This window comes from Caballeronia mineralivorans PML1(12), from assembly GCF_001028175.1.
Lineage (GTDB): Bacteria > Pseudomonadota > Gammaproteobacteria > Burkholderiales > Burkholderiaceae > Caballeronia > Caballeronia mineralivorans.
This window is the reverse complement of record NZ_AEJF01000156.1, coordinates 1-16,525: the sequence shown is the minus strand read 5'-3', so window position 1 is coordinate 16,525 and position 16,525 is coordinate 1. Positions and strand designations below refer to the sequence as shown.

Here is a 16,525-nt window from a genome sequence, read left to right as displayed (position 1 = left end):
CGTCGACCGTCTGGCCGCGCCCGCGCAGGCGGCCAGCGCGGCGACGGGGATTCCGGCGCGTTTTATCATCGGCCAGGCGGCGCTCGAGTCCGGCTGGGGCAAACGGGAGATCAAGAACAACGACGGCAGCTCGACCCACAACGTGTTCGGCATCAAGGCCACCAGCGACTGGACCGGCAAGACTGCGAGCGCGGTAACCACGGAGTACGTGAACGGCAAACCGCAGAAAGTGGTGGAAAAATTCCGCGCTTACGACTCGTACGAAGACGCGCTCACCGACTACGCCAGCGTGCTCAAGAGCAATCCGCGCTACGCGCCGGTCGTGGAAGCCTCACGCGATGCCGCTGGTTTCGCGCACGGCATGCAGAAAGCGGGCTACGCTACCGACCCGCAATACGCTAAAAAGTTGATTTCGATCATGCGGCACATCGCCTGAACGAATTGCACCCGCGCATCTTTTGCTGAATCTAAAATAGGTATACAAAACGTATTACGAGTAAGGTGTCAAAAGCGACGGGGCCAATGTCGCAATAAAAGAAGATGCAGGCTGACGGCGAGGAACGGGCGCGTAGTGCGCCCGGAAGGCAGCCGGCCGGGCCGCATCGAAATGGAGAGAAAGTGCTGGTTCGTTTCGATTTGCGCGCTTTGCGAACGTTTTCGGCCGCCCGATGCGACGTTAGGGATGTTTTTTTTCAGCCAACCCTAAATATTTCAGCCCGGTTGCCGCTAAATGGAACACCGAAGTGCCGGATCCGCAGGGTCCGGTTGGACGCTCGAAAAGTCCTGCGGACGCAGACGCGAGCGAGCAAACGAACACGGCAAGCCTCATGAACATGAATCAGTCGAACGGTCCCGACATCGCAGACGACGAGTCCGACCTTCCCGATTTCGGCCGGCGCAATCCGCTGGAGATCGGTGTTTCCCTGCGCAACCTCGTTAATCGAGCCGATTTCCTGACTGTCGATCACGGCCACGGGCAGATCGTTACCCGCCTGCTCGACGTGAGCCCGGGCGCGCATACGTTTGTCTTCGATTGGGGTGGCATTCCCGAGCAGAACCACGCCATGCTCGGTTCGGAAAACCTGATGTTTCACGCGAGTCCCGATGGGATTCGCGTCGAATTCGCCACCGGCACGCCGCGTGAAATCGTTTTCGACGGTCACCCGGCATTTGAAGCGGACTTTCCGCCGGTGCTGTTCTACATGCAGCGGCGCGAGTATTTCCGCGTGGAAGCGCCGGTGCTCGATCCGTACATTTGCAGTGGCGAGCTGCCGAACGGCGAGCGTTTTCGCTTTGAAGTGAACGACCTGTCGCTGGGCGGCGTTGCGCTGCGAACCATGGACGAGCGGGTTGCTTCCATGGAAGTTGGCGTGATCCTGCAGTCCGTGGAGTTGCATTTCAGCAACCCCGGCAAGGTAGTGCTCGATTTGCAGCTGATGTCGAATCGGCAGACGGTGAATTCGAAGGGCGATCTCCGCTACACGCTCGGCTTCAAATTCATGAGCCTGCCGGGGTCAGCGGAAAACACGCTGCAGCGGTTGATTACGCAACTGGAGATAAAGCGCCGGTCACTGGCGCGGTGAAGTAAATGGCGGCGGCAAGCCCTGGGCTTGCCTGTTTCCCGCCAATGCCCCTACATCCAACACCTTCCATTCAGCGAACTGACGCCCAATCCCCTCGCTGCTTCACCGATTGCCTCGATTAACCCCAGTGAATAATCCGTCATGGCGCAGTGCGCCTGCGGATGTCATCGGAGGCGGTACCGCGCACGCCCCGATTCGCTGCGCCGGGATTCAACTTTTTCTGCAATCGGCCGATATACACCCGTTGTCGTCAAACAATGGCGGCCCGGGCTTCGTGCCTTTACCAGGATTCCTTGCATGTCCCTATTCGATATTGGCGTGAGTGGTCTCAATTCAGCCCAATGGGGATTGACCACGACCGGACAGAACATCAGCAACGCCGCGACGCCGGGCTACACCCAGGAGAAGCCGGTGTACGCGGAGGCGTCGGGGCAATACACGACCTCGGGTTACATGGGGTCCGGGGTCAATACGACGACCGTCTCGCGTTCGTACAGCGACTTCCTGACCAAGGCGCTCAATAGCGCGCAGTCCAACAGCAGTTCGCTGGACACCTACTATTCGATGTTGTCGCAGTTGAACAACCTCGTCGGCGATCCGACAACGGGTATCGGCGCGGGCATCACCAGCTATTTCACCAGCCTGCAGTCGGTGGCGAACAACCCCGGCACGACGTCCACGCGGCAGTCGCTGATGAGCAGCGCGCAATCGCTCGCTAACCAGGTGAACGCCGCCGCGACGACGTACAACCAGCTACGCACCGGCGTCAATCAGCAGCTCACCAGCGCGGTCACGCAGATCAACGGCTACACCAATCAGATCGCCACGCTGAACGGCCAGATTGCCTCCGCGAGCTCGCAAGGCCAGCCGCCGAACCAGCTGCTCGATGCACGCGACCTGGCGGTATCGAATCTGAGCAAGTTGACGAGCGTGCAGGTCACCACCGTCAACGGCGCTTATAACGTTTCTATCGGCACCGGCCAGCCGCTGGTCTCGGGCACCACGGCTTATCAATTGCAGGCGGTGACGTCGACGTCGGACCCGAGCGAGTTGTCGATTGCGTACGCATCGCCCAATGGCACCCCGCTCACGCCAGCGACCACCCAGTACTTGCCGGACTCCACCTTCGGCGGCGGCACGGTGGGCGGTTTGCTTGCGTTCCGCAGCCAGTCGCTCGATCCTGCGCAGGCGCAGCTCGGCTCGCTCGCAACCAGCTTCGCCGCGCAACTGAACCAGCAAAACGCGCTGGGCGTTGACCTGAACGGCAATCCGGGCACGGCGCTGTTCTCGACCGGCAGCCCGACCATCTACTCGAATTCGCGCAACACGGGCACCGCCCAACTGAGCGTTTCGATTGCCAATCCGACCCAGGCTCCCACCGGCAACTACACGCTGTCCTACAACGGCAGCGTCTACACGCTCACTGACCGTGCGAGCGGCGCGGCGCTCGGCACGATCACGCCCGATCCGGTGACCGGCGCGGTCAGCGGCACCATAGCGGGGCTGAATATATCGGTGGCAAGCGGCACCGCGAAGTCCGGCGATTCGTTCACCATCGAGCCGACGAGCGGCTCGCTCGGGAACTTCGCGCTCGCGACCACGAATCCGACCTCGATCGCGGCGGCTTCCCCGGCGGTGGCATCGGCGGGAGCGAGCAATGCGGGAACCGCAAACATCTCGGCGGCGACCGTGACCGCGGGTTACTCGATCCCGAGCAGCATGACGCTGACCTACAACGCGACCACCCAGCAAATGACGTCGAACGTGGCCGTCACGCTGCCGGCCGGCACGATCGTGGCTGCCGGTACGCCGTTCGCCTACAACCCGGCCCAAGGTCTTACCGTGTCCAACGGCACGGGCGTCAGCGCGACGATTACCGGCACGCCGTCAAGCAACGACACGTTCACGATCGCGGCGAACACGGGCGGCACGAGCGACGGCAGCAACGCACTGGCAATGGCGAACCTCGGCTCGGTGAAGTCGCTGAACGGCGGCACGGATTCGTTGACGAGTGCGTACGCGAACTACGTCAACCAGATCGGCAACGAGACCACCAATCTCCAGAGTTCGAGTACGTCGGCGACCGCGGTGCTTACTCAGGCGACATCGGCGCAACAGTCGGTGTCGGGCGTGAACCTGAATGAAGAGGCGGCCAACCTGATTCAGTACCAGCAGTTGTACCAGGCCAACAGCAAGGTCATCCAGACCGCTTCCACGCTGTTCTCGACGCTGCTCGGCATTTTCAACTGAGGTTTTCACGATGCGCATCTCCAGCTCGCAGTACTTCACGTTGAACGTCGAGACGATGAACAATCAGCAGGCATCGCTCGCCAACATGTACGCGCAGATCTCATCGGGCAAGGCCCTGCAGACCGCCGCCGACAATCCGCTCGGCGCGGCGCAGGCCGTGGCCCTCAGCTCGCAAGCGGCCAACCTCGCGCAATACACGACCAACCAGTCGTCCGCGCTGACTTCGCTGCAACAGGAAGACTCCACGCTCACCAGCGTGACAAACGTGATGCAGAGCATCCAGTCGCTGGTAGTGAACGCTGGCAACGGCACGCTCAACAACACCGACCGCACATCGCTCGCGACCCAGCTCCAGGGTTATCGCAGCACCTTGATGACGCTCGCCAACACCACCGACAGCAACGGCAACTACATCTTTGCCGGTTTTCAGGGCGGCTCGAAGCCATTCAGCGACAACCCCTCGGGCGTTGGCGCGAGCTACTCAGGCGGCCCCGGCCAGCGAGTGGTGCAGATTTCCGATACCCGCACGATCAACGTAGCCGATCCGGGTTCGGCGATATTCCAAAGCGTGTCGTCGAACGAAAGCAGCCCGGTTGCATCGGGGGCGTCGGCGAATACGGGGTCTGGCACGATCAGTCCGGTCAGCGTGACCAACAGCGGCGATCCCGCCAACGCGTCGACCTACACCATCACTTTCGGGACCACGACCACCGGTACGCCTCCCACGACCACGACCGTCAGCTCGTACTCGGTCACGGCGCTGGATCCGACGACGGGCACGACAACGACTGTGACGCCGCCGACGCCCTATACGGCCGGAGGCAACATCACGGTCGGCTCACAGACCGTGGCTATTTCCGGCACGCCGGCAGCGGGCGATACGTTTACCGTGGCGCCGGCGAACACCGGCAAGACCAGCGACACGGACATTTTCACGACGCTCGATTCGCTGGTGAACGCGCTGAAGCAGCCCGCCGATACCTCGGCTGCACAGGCGACGTTGCAAAACGCGCTGACCACGGCCGGAACGAAGATCAGCAACACGTACAACAACGTGCTGACGACGCAGACGGCGGTTGGTGGCCGCTCGCAGGAAGTGACGGCGACACAGACCGCGACGCAGACGACGTCGACGCAGACTGCCAGCAACCTGTCGGACCTGGTCAGCGTCAATTTGCCCAGCGCGATCAGCCAGTACGAGATGACGCAGAACTCGCTGCAGGCCGCGCAGCAGGCGTTTGCGCAGATTCAAAAAATGTCGTTGTTCAACTATCTGACGGGTTGATCGCCGGGGGGCGAGCAGGGAAGGAATTGATGTGGGTTGTAGGATGTGTTTTGGGCCGCCCGGCTTAAGGGCGGCCCTTTTTATTGGATGATGCCGATGCGCTCAAGAACCACCCCCTGGCTGCATGCGGTGAATAAATCACCCTTTGCGGCGATTGCGCGTTTTCTCAACTGATTCGACCGCGACCGCGACCGCGACTCGAACCCGTACCCGCCTTGCGCGACATCGGCCAACTGGTGGCGCTGGGGGTTCTGCGGAGGTCGGTATCGGGTGGGCGCAGCACCGCGTACGCGCTGGCCGATTGAGGCCTGCCGCCTGCTACATTGCCGCCGCGACGCGCCCCATCTGGTCGATACCATTCTCGAAGACGCGTTGAAAGAACGGGATCAGGTTGGGGATCATCAGCTGGATCAGCAGGAAGCCGACCAGCATGGTGACCGGAAAACCTACCTGGAAGATCCCGATCTGCGGCGCCGCGCGATTCAGGATCCCGAGCGACAGGTTGGCGATCAGCAAGGCGGCCACCACTGGCAGCGACAACAGCAAGCCCGTCGAAAACACGCTCACGCCATACGCTGCGATAGTCTGCCAGCCGCGTGCGTGCACGGCCGCACCCAGCACGTTCGCGCTCACCGGCACGTTTTGAAACGTCTGCACGAGGGCGCTGATCATTTGCAGATGGCCGTCGAAGACGAGGAACGCGAGCATCGCGATGGTGTTCAGATACCGCGATATCACCACCGAATTCCCGCCTTGACGCGGGTCGTAAAGCGTCGCGAAGCCGAGTCCCATTTGCATGCCGATGAACTCGCCGGCGGCATCGATGGTGGCGAATGCAATCTGCATCGTCATGCCGAGCGCCGCGCCGATCATGAACTGATTGACGATGATCAGCACGCCATCGGCGGAAAACACAGTCACTTGCGGCACCGCGCCGATAGTCGGCGCCACGATCAGCGCCATGAACCCCGCGAGCGCCACTTTGACGCGAATCGGAATGGCCTGGTGGCCGAGCATCGGCGCGGTCGCGATCAACGCGAGAATGCGTGTGAACGGCCAGAGGAACGACGTCAGCCAGACATTGAGCTGCGCGTAAGTGACGGAGAACATCGTCAGCCGGTGATGGAGGGTGTGATGGTGAAAACGTGGCGCATGTAATCGAGCAGCGTTTCCAGCATCCACGGCCCGGCGATCACGAGCGTGAGCGCCACCGCGAGCAGTTTCGGAATGAACGAGAGCGTGCTTTCGTTGATCTGCGTGGCGGCCTGGAACAGGCTCACCACCAGGCCGACTATCAGCGCAACAAGCAACAGCGGAGCCGCGAGCAACAGCGCCACGTACATGGCCTGGTGCGCGATCGACATGACGGATTCGGGTGTCATCGTGTAGGTCTCAGTCTCGGCTCTAGGATACGAAGCTCTGCGCCAGCGAGCCGATCAGCAACTGCCAGCCATCGACGAGCACAAACAGCATCAGCTTGAACGGCAGCGAGATGGTGGTGGGCGACACCATCATCATGCCCATCGACATCAGCACGCTCGCCACCACCATGTCGATGATGAGAAACGGAATGAAGATGGTGAAGCCGATCTGGAAGCCGGTCTTGAGCTCGCTTGTCACGAACGACGGCACCAGCAGCGAGAGCGGCACGTCTTCGGGACCGTTCATCGGCGCCGCCTTGGAGATCCGGGCGAACAGCGCGAGATCGGCTTCGCGGGTCTGGCGCAGCATGAACTGCTTGAACGGTGCGACGCCGCGCGTCATGGCCTGGTCCATCGTGATCGTGCCGTCAGAGAACGGCTTGTACGCGTCGTTATACGCACGATCAAGCACAGGCGACATCACGAACAGCGAGAGAAACAGCGCGAGTCCGACAAGCACCTGATTAGGCGGCGTGCTGGCCGTGCCAAGCGCCTGCCGCAACAGCGACAACACAATGATGATGCGCGTGAAACTCGTCATCATCAGCACCATGGCCGGCAGGAACGACAGCATGGTGAGCAGCAGCATCGTCTGGACGCTGAGCGAATACGTCGTGCCGCCGTTCGGGCCGGGGCTAGTGTTGAACGCGGGAAGTCCTGCTGTGCTTTGGGCGAAAGCGGTGTAGGGAAGGGCGGCGATCAGGACGGGCACCAACAGCTTCACCAGTCTTACGCACTGCGCAAAAAAACGAGCCTGCATTACTTGCTCCCGCCTGCGAACTTTTGCAGACGTTTGGTCGCTTCACCGGCGAGGGCATCGCGAAAACGTTGACCGAAACTACCTTGCAGCGCCTGGCCCTCGGGGGTAGCGCCGGCTTCCGCGCCGTTGAGTTCCACCGATCCCGCCGGCATGGTGTGCAGCAGCCGCACGTTGCCGGGCGCCGCGCCAAGCACGAGCCACGTATCGCCGATCTCCACCACCGAGACGCGCTCCTTGTTTCCAAGCGATGCGCCGCCAATCACCTTCACCAGACCCGTGCGTTTGCTGCCTGCCACGCCGAACTTGCGCGCGAGCCACGCGCAGCCGAACACGAACGCGATCACGATCGCCAGTCCGAGCAGCGTCTGCAGCACCGCGCCTACGCCGAGCGACGGCACGGCCGTGCCCGCGCCGACACCCGATGCAATCTGCGCCGCGTGATTGACGGCGTTCATGTCGGCGGCGTGCGCGCTCAAGGCTGCGGCGAGCGTCGTGAACGCGACGGCAAAGCGTTTCATCGATTCAACTTCCTGATGCGTTCGGACGGCGTGATGATGTCGGTGAGGCGGATACCGAACTTGTCGTTGACCACCACCACTTCGCCCTGCGCGATCAGGCAGCCGTTCACCAGCACGTCCATCGGTTCGCCGGCGAGGCCGTCGAGCTCCACCACCGAACCCTGCGCCAGTTGCAGCAGGTTGCGGATCGCGATCTTGGTGCGCCCGAGTTCCACCGTCATCTGCACGGGGATATCGAGAATCATGTCGATGTCATTGCGCGTCGATGGTGCATCGACTTTCGACAAGGGCTGGAACAATCCCGCCGATGAACCCGCTGCCGGCGTTTCATTGCCGTTCTGCTCGGCCAGTGCGCTCGCCCAGTCGTCCATGCCGAAGTCCTCGCCCTTGAGCGGATTGGACGGCAGCGTGCCCGGTTCAGTTACGTCACTCATATCCACCTTCCTTCATCGTGTCGGTTGCGCTGATCATCTTCTGGACGCGCAACGCGTATTGACCATTGAAAATTCCGTAGCCGCATTCCATGACTGGCACGCCGTCCACTTTTGCCGTGACTATTTCGGGCACGTTGATCGGCAGGACATCGCCTGCTCGCATGTTCAGAATCTTTTCGAAGGTCGTGCCGATCTCCGCCAGATCCACCGTGAGTTCCACTTCGGCCGCCTGCACTTGCTGCGACAACACGCGAATCCAGCGGCGATCCACTTCGAGCGCTTCGCCTTGAATGGGCGAGGAGAGGATGTCGCGGATCGGTTCGATCATCGAATACGGCATGCAGATGTGCAGCGTGCCGCCGGTCGTGCCGAATTCGATGGAGAACTGCGTGACGATCACAATCTCGTTCGGCGTGGCCACGTTCGCGAATTGCGTGTGCATTTCCGAGCGCACGTATTCGAAGTTCAGCGAACGCACGCTTTTCCACGATGCCGCGTAGTGTTCGAAAACGAGGTTCAGCAGCTTGCTGATGATGCGCTGCTCGGTCTGAGTGAATTCGCGGCCTTCCACGCGCGTGTGGAAACGGCCGTCGCCGCCGAAGAGGTTATCGACGACAAAGAACACCAGGTTCGGATCGAACACGAACAGCGACGTGCCGCGCAACGGCTTCACGTGGACCAGGTTCAGGTTGGTCGGGATCGGCAGGTTGCGAGTGAACTCGCTGTACTTCTGCACCTTCACCGGACCGACAGAGATTTCCGCCGAACGCCGCATGAAGTTGAAGATGCCGACACGCAAGAGGCGCGCGAAGCGGTCGTTGATGATTTCCAGGCCGGGCATCCGGCCCCGGACGATGCGTTCCTGCGTCGCGAGGTTGTAGGGGCGTACGCCGTGATGGCGCGTGTCGTCGGCGACTGCGTCGACTTCCCCGGTGACGCCCTTGAGCAGGGCATCCACCTCCTCCTGCGACATGAACTCTTCGTGGCCCATGAGTGTTCCTTGTTTCCTGTACCCGGTTGCTTGGTGCTGGCGTCGGCGGTCGCGTTAGCGTTTGCGGTTGAAGGCGAGGTTTGTCGCGCGGATTATTGAACGACGAATTCCGTGAACAAGACTTCCTGGACACGCGCCGGATTGTCAGTCGTGCCGCCCGTCTTTTGGACGGTCTCCAACAGCTCCTTCGCGAGCTCGCGCTTGCCGTCGATTCCCGCCAGATCGTCCGGCCGCTTCGCCGAGAGCAACATCAGAATGTGGCTGCGAACCTCGGGCATGCGCTCGGTCAGCGCGGCTTGTGCTTTCTGGTCGGGCAGCTTGAGCGTCAAGCCGATCCGCAGGTAATGCATGGCGTCGTCGGATTGAAGATTGACCGTCATCGACTCCAGCGGGAAAAACACCGGCGGCGCGGCAGGGGCAGCTTTCGCCACGTCATGCGAACCGGTTCTGTGCAGGTAGTAGTAAGCACCGGCCCCGCCGGCGCCCAGCAAAACGATAAGACCCGCCGCGATCAGTAAGGTGCGCTTCAGCCTGCCGCCCTTCACGGTGACGATGGGTTGTTGAGTTGCGGTGGTGCTTGCCATGATTGCGGACCTCTTTCTGTAGCCTGAATTGTTGGCGAAAGTGAGGCTCTGTGATGGCTCGAACAGAAGGGGTTATTAGGGCTAACTCGTGAGTTTGGGTTTTGCTCGCGCCGGTGGACGAGTCGAGTTTGCTTGCGCTTGATGGGTGGAATTTGCTCTTGGCAGGGTTTACAGGCGAAGTTTTTGCCGGCGGCCGGTGGGGCGATGCCGGGACTCGGGGTCGGTGCCGGGTTGCTGCTTTCAGGGTTAGTGGTCTGCGTGAGTGAGCTGTATTTTTTATCACTATTAGCCACTGTGCGTGGCGCCCGTCATTTCTTTGTCCAAAGCCGAAAGCGACAAAGAAACGAAGCAAAGCAAGCGCTTTCCAACCACGGGCGAGTTAGTGTCCCTAGCGTGCAGGCTCGGCCTTTCTGGCACCTGATAGCACGGTGCTCGCCAGACTTGAAGATGTTTGTTTGAACCCCTCCTTCTCGCGAATCCTGACACGAACACGCTTCGCCCCCAACGCTCTCGGGCAAGCACCGCGTCCCGCGAACCATCACCGCCTTACCCCTACTTCATGCAGCCAGCGGCCACGTCTTCCTCACCAAACCAGCGTTGGTCATACGGTCGCTTGGGTTCACTCTTCGAGTAGCGCGCCAGCTCAAGCAAACGTATCCACCAATCCAACCTGGCGACGCACCGGCATGCTGATCGCGCTCAGCGCATCCACGCTTCCCCCATCATCCGCGCCACTCATTCCGCCGGTACCGCGCCCGCCTCTACCCGCATTCGACGATGCTCCGCCATCCTGCTGTCCCGACTGCCGTCCCGCGAAACCGTCGCTGACGCTGGCGCTGCCCAAGCCGATGCCGCTCGCCTGCATCGCTTCACGCAATGTCGGCAACGCAGCTTCCACTGCCGCCCGAACCTGCTCATGGGTCGAAACGAACAACGCATGCGCGTGGTTGTCCGTGACCTGCAACACCACCTGCAATGGCCCCAAATCCTTCGGATTCAACGTCAGTTCAGCACTCTGCTGATGTCCGTTCGACAGGAACACCACCTTCTGGCTAAACGCTTCATCCCAACCACTCGACCCGACATGCGGCGCAATCGCAGCACTGCTGGCAGCCGTCGCCGCGCTCTGTGCCGGAGCACTGCCCGCCGTCGCCATCGCCGCTTGGAACGAACCTGAGTGCGCAGCGGCGTCGGCGGTGGCTTTGTAAGCAGCACTGCCATCATCAGCTTGCGTCGATGCAGCAAGCGCCGTGGCATCGGCAGCTTGCTGAGCCGCAGGCGCCGCGCCAGTTAGCGGCGTCATCGACGCCGCGCTTTTACCATCGCCCACCAATGCAGTCAGCGGGATCGCACGGCCCGCTGTCTGGAAACTACCAATGCCGCCTGCAGTAGCGTTCGCACCATTGGCCGTGTTCGTACCATTTGCGCCGTTCGCGGTATTTGCGACATTTGCCACTACGGCTGCAGCCGCAGCTGCCGCATCGGGCGACAGCGTCGCCGGGCTCTGCGCATTCGCTAACTGGGCAAGCGCAGCTTGCAATGCGTCCGCAGCCGTTTTGGCATCGCTGGACTTGTTCTTCGTATTGGCGGCGTCGGCGGAAGACGTCGCGTTCGCAGCTTCCGCATTCATGGCCGCAGTCGCCGGGTCGCTAGCCGCCGCAGCGGGATCGGCCGCTATGCCGGCACGGGATTTCAACATCGCCGCGTTGTTCGCCGCAGCGATCGCTGCCGCCGTCGTCGCTGCCGCATCCGGCTGCGCCTTCGCCGCGTCGGCCTGGGTCGCCTGGGCCGACGCAGCGGTGGTGTTATTCGGCGTCGCCGTCGACGACGCCGTAGCCGGTGCTTGCGCTTGACTGGCTGCCGACGCCGCGGAAGACGCCGACGCCGTGGAAGACGCAGAAGATGCCGAAGACGTCGAGGACGTCGACGATGAAGACGCCGCCGATGCCTGCGTCTGATCCGCTGTCGCCGAAGCCTGGTCTGCGCTAGCGGCCTGATCCGCCGCCGCTTTAGCCTGGGCAGTTGAAGCGTCGTCGGGCTTGGGCGCGTCGTGAACGCTGCCTTGCCCCGCCGATGCCGCCGCAGCGGCCTTCGCCGCCTGCGCCTGCGCTTGCACCCGTGCTTGAGCGGCTGCGTCGTCGTTCGCCTTGGTGGTTATGCTTTGCAGCGTCGATTCAAACGATGCCGTGGCGTCATCGCGTGCGGACGTCGCGGCCGCGTTGCGGGACTGGGCGGCCGTGAGGCTGAGCAGCATGCTGGCAGAATTAACGGACGACATACGTGACCTCTTGTATCGTATATGCGATAAAAATCGCTAGAAACTTCATGCCTTTTCGGCGCGCATCCGCAGGATCTTGGAGGCGTGCTCATCGGAATCGCGCTGTTCGATCCGCGCCTCTTGCTTCGCCTTCACGGCCTCGCCGCGCGCGGCCAGCACTTCATAAGAACCCAGTTTCTGCTTACGCTGCTGCCATTCCGGCTTCGCCGCTTCCAGCCGCTGGTTCGCGGTGACGAGCAACGCCCGTTGCTGGTTGATGGCGGAATCGAGGGTGTCGACGAATGCCTGGAAATTGCGCAACGTCTGAGCGGTCGTGCCTTCCTGCGCCGACGCCGTAAAGCGCGCGTGATACTCGTCGCGATACGTGACCAACGAGTTCAGCTGCGTCTCCACCTCGTCGCGCTCCTGCTGGAGCTTGCCGAGCTTTTTCGTAGTGGCTTCCAGCTCTTCTTCCGCGAGGTTGATCAAGGTCTTGATCGGCAGATGGTTAGACATGGACGTCAGATTCCTCAATTATCTTTATTCGAACAACTCGTCGAGTTGGGCAAGGCTCGGTTCAAACATGGCCTGCTCACGAAATCCTTGCTGCAAAAACGCTTCTATCCGCGGATACAGCACAATCGCCCGGTCAAGCAACGCATCCCTTCCCGTGGAATACGCGCCGACGTTGATCAAATCGCGATTGCGCTGGTAACGCGACAACATCTGCTTGAACAAACGCACCCGGTCCAGATGTTTGTCGTCGATCAGCGCGGTCATCGCCCGGCTGATGGACGCTTCTATATCGATGGCCGGATAATGCCCCGCTTCGGCCAACGAACGCGACAACACAATATGGCCGTCGAGAATGGCACGCGCTGAATCGGCGATAGGATCTTGCTGATCGTCCCCTTCCGTCAAGACCGTATAAAAAGCCGTAATCGATCCCGCACCTTCCCGGCCGTTCCCAGTCCGTTCCACCAGCGCCGGCAGTTTAGCGAATACAGACGGCGGATAGCCTTTGGTGGCGGGCGGTTCGCCGATCGCCAGCGCAATTTCGCGCTGCGCCATGGCGTAGCGCGTGAGCGAATCCATCAGTAGCAGTACGTGTTTGCCCTGATCGCGAAAATATTCAGCCAGCGAGGTCGCGTAGGTCGCGCCCTGCATGCGCAAGATCGGCGAGACATCGGCGGGCGCAGCGACTACGACCGAACGCGCGAGACCATCTTCGCCGAGAATCTGCTCGATGAATTCCTTCACCTCGCGGCCCCGTTCGCCAATCAACCCGATCACGATCACTTCGGCGCTCGTATAACGCGCCATGGTGCCGAGCAGCACGGACTTGCCGACGCCCGAGCCGGCGAACAGGCCCATGCGCTGGCCGCGTCCCACGGTCAGCAGCGCGTTGATCGCGCGCACGCCGACGTCGAGTACCTTATGGATCGGCTCGCGATTCAGCGGGTTGATGGTCGGTGCGGTCAGCGGCGCATCGACTTTCGAGCCGAGCGGGCCGAGTCCGTCGAGCGGCTTGCCCGATGCATCGACTACGCGGCCGAGCATTTCCCAGCCGACCGGCAGACGCTTGGCCCCGGCCATCGGGTCATTGATGGGTGCGCTTTCCAGCGGATATACGCGCGCTCCGGGCAGCAGGCCGGAGACTTCGGTGGTCGGCATCAGGAACAGCTTGTCGCCGGAGAATCCGACGACTTCGGCTTCGGCCATCGGGATCGAACTGCCGGCAGGCAACTCGATCATGCATTCCGAGCCCACGCCGAGTTTCAATCCCACGGCTTCCAATACCAGGCCGGCTGCGCGCGTCAGACGTCCGCACGCGCGCAGCGGTTTCGAAATCTGGCTGCGCGCCTTGCTCGCTTCAAGCTGCGCACGCCAGCCGTCCAGATGCGGGTTGTTCGCCATATCGGCGAGTTCGACAATGGTCTGCGCCGCGATTTCTTCGGCAGTCGGTTCGGCGTTATCGTCTGCGGCGAGCGGCCCGAACGACGCGCGCGCCAGTTCCTGTTCGAGTTCGCTCAAACCTTCCTGCGTGACGCGGCGCGCAGCACTTGTGGCGGCATGGGCGGTGTTCACCACGGTTGTGACCTCCCGAGCGCCGCCGCCACGCGCTCCCAGCGCGTGACATTGGTTGCATCGATTTCACCGCTTGCAGCTTGCGCCCGGCAACCGCCGCGCTCAATATCCGGGTCCGTCCTGACCGCCCATCCGGCTGCCTGCAGTTCTTCCAGCAAATACGCTTCCACGATGGGCAGATCCGCCGGATTCACCGTCAGATACGGTGCGCCGGCCAGCGCCGGTTCGGCCGCGATCACCGAGCGTGCGACCGCCAGCACGGCGGTCGGATCGAGTGTCAGATGTTGCGATACCACCTGCTGTGCGATGTCGAGCGCCAGCGCCATCAGCGCTTCGGCGACTACGGCGTCGGCGGCTTGCAGCGCGGTCTTGAAGGCATCGGCCATCGATGCCAGCCGCGCGGCTTCAGCCCGCGCGTCGCGACGGCCTTCTTCCACGCCTTTCTCATAACCCTGGTCGTAACCGGCCTTGTAGCCCATTGCCTGACCCGCCACATGGCCCGATGCCAGTCCTTGCGCGTGCGCTTCGTCGCGAACACGGCGCAAATGCTTCTCGAGCGCGGCTTGATCGGCGGCGGTGCGATCGACCGGAACCGGATCGAACGACGCCATCTCCCAGCGCTGATAGGCGGACATGCGGGCCTTCTTGGCGGCTTCGGCAGCGTCAGACATAAGCGTCCTCGGCCTTGCCGCCTAACTGGATCTGGCCGGATTCGGCCAGGTTGCGCACGATCTGCAGGATCTTGCGCTGCTGCGTTTCGACCTCCGAGAGCCGCACCGGGCCGCGCGAGTCGAGATCTTCGGCCAGCAGTTCGGCGGCGCGCTGCGACATGTTCGCGAGGAATTTCTGCCGCAGGGGCGGTTGTGCGCCTTTGAGCGAAATAATCAGCGTTTCGGATTCCACTTCTTTCAGCAGCAACTGGATCGCGCGGTCTTCAAGTTCGATCAGATTCTCGAACACAAACATTTGATCGATGATCTTCTGCGCCAGTTCCGGGTCGAACTCCTTCACGTTTTCGATCACGGACTCTTCGTGCGCCGTCGACATGAAGTTGAGGATTTCCGCTGCCGTGCGGATGCCGCCCATCGGCGCGCGTTTCAGGTTGTCGCTGCCGGAGAGAAGCGTGGTCAGGACGTCGTCGAGTTCGCGCAGCGCGGCCGGCTGAATACCGTCGAGCGTGGCAATGCGCAGCAGCACGTCGTTGCGCAAACGTTCAGTCATCAGCGCCACGATCTCGGACGCCTGATCGCGGTCCAGGTGAACCAGGATCGTCGCAATGATTTGCGGATGCTCGTTCTTGATCAGCTCGGACACCGCGGCTGAATCCATCCACTTCAGGCCTTCAATGCCGCTGGTGTCGCTGCCCTGCAGAATCCGGTCGATCAGTGCGCCGGCCTTGCTTTCGCCAAGCGCCTTGGTCAGCACCGTCCGGATGTATTCGCTCGAATCGAGCGACAGCGCGGTGTGCTGTTCGGCTTCCTGAACGAACTCGGTCATCACGTTATCGAGTTGTTCGCGCGTCACGTTTTTCAACGTCGCCATGGTCGCGCCGATCTTCTGCACCTCGCGCGGTCCGAGGTACTTGAACACTTCCGCCGCTTCGGATTCGCCGATCGACATCAGCAGGAGCGCAGCTTTATTGAGGCCTTCAGCGTTCATCTGACACCCAGTTCTTGACGACCGTCGCGACGATTCTCGGGTCCTGGCGCGCGACCATGCGCGCGTAGTCGAGATTGCGTTCGAACTTGGCCTTGTTGCTTTCGTGACCGAGCAAACTGACCTCGGCATCCTTTTCGTCTTCTTCCAGCGATTTCGGCATGGACGGTCCGTCGAGCAGCGACAGGTCGTCCGGTGCGCCGAGCGCGGCCGGCGGCGTTGACGGCGGCGGCGGGAAAGCGCGGCGCATCGCCGGCTTCACCATGCTGAAGTACAGGAACAACGCCACCGCGCCGATGCCCAGATACTTCGCGAGCTGGATCGCGCGCGCGATCATGTCCGGGGTGCGCCACCACGGCACGTCGGGAATCACGGTCGAATCCACCAGGAAGGTGCTGTTGACCACGTTCACCGAATCGCCACGCTTTTCGTCGTAGCCCATCGCGTCTTTCACCAGTTGCTGCACTTGCGCGAGCTTGTCGGCGGACAGCGGCTGCATGGTCGCGATGCCCTTGGCATCGACTTGTTTCTGGTAATTCACCACCACCGCGACGGAAAGGCGCTTGATGCCGCCCATCGGCTGCTCGTAGTGGCGCACGGTGCGATCGACCTCGTAATTGGTCGTGGTGTCCTTGCGGGTGTTGACCGGCGCGGTTTTCGCGTCGGCACCGCTGGCGGCGGCGTCGACGGGCGCGGAC

The 16,525-nt window shown here is 62.0% G+C and carries 17 protein-coding genes; 4 read left to right on the top strand and 13 right to left on the bottom strand.

The annotated features are described in order from the left end of the window. The 4 genes from flgJ to flgL form a co-directional block, all read left to right on the top strand. Nucleotides 1-436 (top strand): flagellar assembly peptidoglycan hydrolase FlgJ (gene flgJ, locus EOS_RS26415; RefSeq protein WP_047895142.1); only part of this gene is annotated, 436 nt, incomplete at its 5' end. Between the two features lie 391 nt (nucleotides 437-827). Further along, nucleotides 828-1,583, top strand: coding sequence for a flagellar brake protein (locus tag EOS_RS26410; protein ID WP_047895143.1), 756 nt, complete (start codon nucleotides 828-830; stop codon nucleotides 1,581-1,583). 297 nt (nucleotides 1,584-1,880) lie between these two features. Then, nucleotides 1,881-3,833 carry a flagellar hook-associated protein FlgK gene (gene flgK / locus EOS_RS26405; protein WP_047895141.1) on the top strand — a complete coding sequence of 651 codons (1,953 nt, stop codon included), beginning with the start codon at nucleotides 1,881-1,883 and terminating at the stop codon, nucleotides 3,831-3,833. A 10-nt stretch (nucleotides 3,834-3,843) separates the two neighbouring features. Continuing rightward, the gene (gene flgL / locus EOS_RS26400) at nucleotides 3,844-5,118 is read left to right on the top strand and encodes a flagellar hook-associated protein FlgL (RefSeq protein ID WP_047895140.1); all 1,275 of its coding nucleotides are present in this window, start codon (nucleotides 3,844-3,846) and stop codon (nucleotides 5,116-5,118) included. 318 nt (nucleotides 5,119-5,436) lie between these two features. On the opposite strand, the gene fliR is transcribed toward flgL, so the two are convergent. The 13 genes from fliR to EOS_RS26335 form a co-directional block, all read right to left on the bottom strand. Continuing rightward, nucleotides 5,437-6,228, bottom strand: coding sequence for a flagellar biosynthetic protein FliR (fliR, locus tag EOS_RS26395; RefSeq protein ID WP_047895139.1), 792 nt, complete (start codon nucleotides 6,226-6,228; stop codon nucleotides 5,437-5,439). 2 nt (nucleotides 6,229-6,230) lie between these two features. After that, entirely contained in the window at nucleotides 6,231-6,500 is a 270-nt protein-coding gene (fliQ, locus tag EOS_RS26390; RefSeq protein ID WP_047895138.1) for a flagellar biosynthesis protein FliQ, read from the bottom strand. A gap of 22 nt (nucleotides 6,501-6,522) precedes the next feature. Next, a complete protein-coding gene (gene fliP, locus EOS_RS26385; RefSeq protein WP_047895137.1) occupies nucleotides 6,523-7,299 on the bottom strand; it encodes a flagellar type III secretion system pore protein FliP in 777 nt (258 codons plus the stop codon). Beyond that, the gene (gene fliO, locus EOS_RS26380) at nucleotides 7,299-7,817 is read right to left on the bottom strand and encodes a flagellar biosynthetic protein FliO (RefSeq protein ID WP_047895136.1); all 519 of its coding nucleotides are present in this window, start codon (nucleotides 7,815-7,817) and stop codon (nucleotides 7,299-7,301) included. Before fliO ends, fliP begins: the two co-directional genes overlap by 1 nt. After that, complete coding sequence (fliN, locus tag EOS_RS26375; RefSeq protein ID WP_047895135.1) at nucleotides 7,814-8,251, bottom strand: flagellar motor switch protein FliN; 438 nt, start codon at nucleotides 8,249-8,251, stop codon at nucleotides 7,814-7,816. Before fliN ends, fliO begins: the two co-directional genes overlap by 4 nt. Further along, nucleotides 8,244-9,242, bottom strand: a complete 999-nt coding sequence (gene fliM / locus EOS_RS26370) for a flagellar motor switch protein FliM (protein WP_047895134.1) — start codon at nucleotides 9,240-9,242, stop codon at nucleotides 8,244-8,246. Before fliM ends, fliN begins: the two co-directional genes overlap by 8 nt. Nucleotides 9,243-9,334: 92 nt before the next feature. After that, nucleotides 9,335-9,826: a flagellar basal body-associated protein FliL gene (fliL, locus tag EOS_RS26365; RefSeq protein ID WP_047895133.1), complete on the bottom strand. Its 492-nt coding sequence runs from the start codon at nucleotides 9,824-9,826 to the stop codon at nucleotides 9,335-9,337. A 643-nt stretch (nucleotides 9,827-10,469) separates the two neighbouring features. Next, on the bottom strand, nucleotides 10,470-12,104 hold the full coding sequence (locus EOS_RS26360) for a flagellar hook-length control protein FliK (protein ID WP_047895132.1): 1,635 nt from the start codon (nucleotides 12,102-12,104) through the stop codon (nucleotides 10,470-10,472). Between the two features lie 45 nt (nucleotides 12,105-12,149). After that, the gene (gene fliJ / locus EOS_RS26355) at nucleotides 12,150-12,599 is read right to left on the bottom strand and encodes a flagellar export protein FliJ (RefSeq protein WP_047895131.1); all 450 of its coding nucleotides are present in this window, start codon (nucleotides 12,597-12,599) and stop codon (nucleotides 12,150-12,152) included. A gap of 24 nt (nucleotides 12,600-12,623) precedes the next feature. Then, complete coding sequence (gene fliI, locus EOS_RS26350; RefSeq protein ID WP_047895130.1) at nucleotides 12,624-14,174, bottom strand: flagellar protein export ATPase FliI; 1,551 nt, start codon at nucleotides 14,172-14,174, stop codon at nucleotides 12,624-12,626. Beyond that, nucleotides 14,168-14,842, bottom strand: coding sequence for a flagellar assembly protein FliH (gene fliH, locus EOS_RS26345; protein WP_047895129.1), 675 nt, complete (start codon nucleotides 14,840-14,842; stop codon nucleotides 14,168-14,170). Before fliH ends, fliI begins: the two co-directional genes overlap by 7 nt. Next, nucleotides 14,835-15,830, bottom strand: a complete 996-nt coding sequence (gene fliG, locus EOS_RS26340; protein WP_047895128.1) for a flagellar motor switch protein FliG — start codon at nucleotides 15,828-15,830, stop codon at nucleotides 14,835-14,837. Before fliG ends, fliH begins: the two co-directional genes overlap by 8 nt. Further along, on the bottom strand, nucleotides 15,820-16,525 hold a 706-nt coding region (locus tag EOS_RS26335), incomplete at its 5' end, for a flagellar M-ring protein FliF C-terminal domain-containing protein (RefSeq protein WP_047895127.1). The genes EOS_RS26335 and fliG, both read right to left, overlap by 11 nt.

Coding starts and splice junctions, on each gene's coding strand:
- EOS_RS26410 (WP_047895143.1), top strand. CDS start 828: ATGAACATGAATCAGTCGAACGGTCCCGACATCGCAGACGACGAGTCC.
- flgK (WP_047895141.1), top strand. CDS start 1,881: ATGTCCCTATTCGATATTGGCGTGAGTGGTCTCAATTCAGCCCAATGG.
- flgL (WP_047895140.1), top strand. CDS start 3,844: ATGCGCATCTCCAGCTCGCAGTACTTCACGTTGAACGTCGAGACGATG.
- fliR (WP_047895139.1), bottom strand. CDS start 6,228: ATGTTCTCCGTCACTTACGCGCAGCTCAATGTCTGGCTGACGTCGTTC.
- fliQ (WP_047895138.1), bottom strand. CDS start 6,500: ATGACACCCGAATCCGTCATGTCGATCGCGCACCAGGCCATGTACGTG.
- fliP (WP_047895137.1), bottom strand. CDS start 7,299: ATGCAGGCTCGTTTTTTTGCGCAGTGCGTAAGACTGGTGAAGCTGTTG.
- fliO (WP_047895136.1), bottom strand. CDS start 7,817: ATGAAACGCTTTGCCGTCGCGTTCACGACGCTCGCCGCAGCCTTGAGC.
- fliN (WP_047895135.1), bottom strand. CDS start 8,251: ATGAGTGACGTAACTGAACCGGGCACGCTGCCGTCCAATCCGCTCAAG.
- fliM (WP_047895134.1), bottom strand. CDS start 9,242: ATGGGCCACGAAGAGTTCATGTCGCAGGAGGAGGTGGATGCCCTGCTC.
- fliL (WP_047895133.1), bottom strand. CDS start 9,826: ATGGCAAGCACCACCGCAACTCAACAACCCATCGTCACCGTGAAGGGC.
- EOS_RS26360 (WP_047895132.1), bottom strand. CDS start 12,104: ATGTCGTCCGTTAATTCTGCCAGCATGCTGCTCAGCCTCACGGCCGCC.
- fliJ (WP_047895131.1), bottom strand. CDS start 12,599: ATGTCTAACCATCTGCCGATCAAGACCTTGATCAACCTCGCGGAAGAA.
- fliH (WP_047895129.1), bottom strand. CDS start 14,842: ATGTCTGACGCTGCCGAAGCCGCCAAGAAGGCCCGCATGTCCGCCTAT.
- fliG (WP_047895128.1), bottom strand. CDS start 15,830: ATGAACGCTGAAGGCCTCAATAAAGCTGCGCTCCTGCTGATGTCGATC.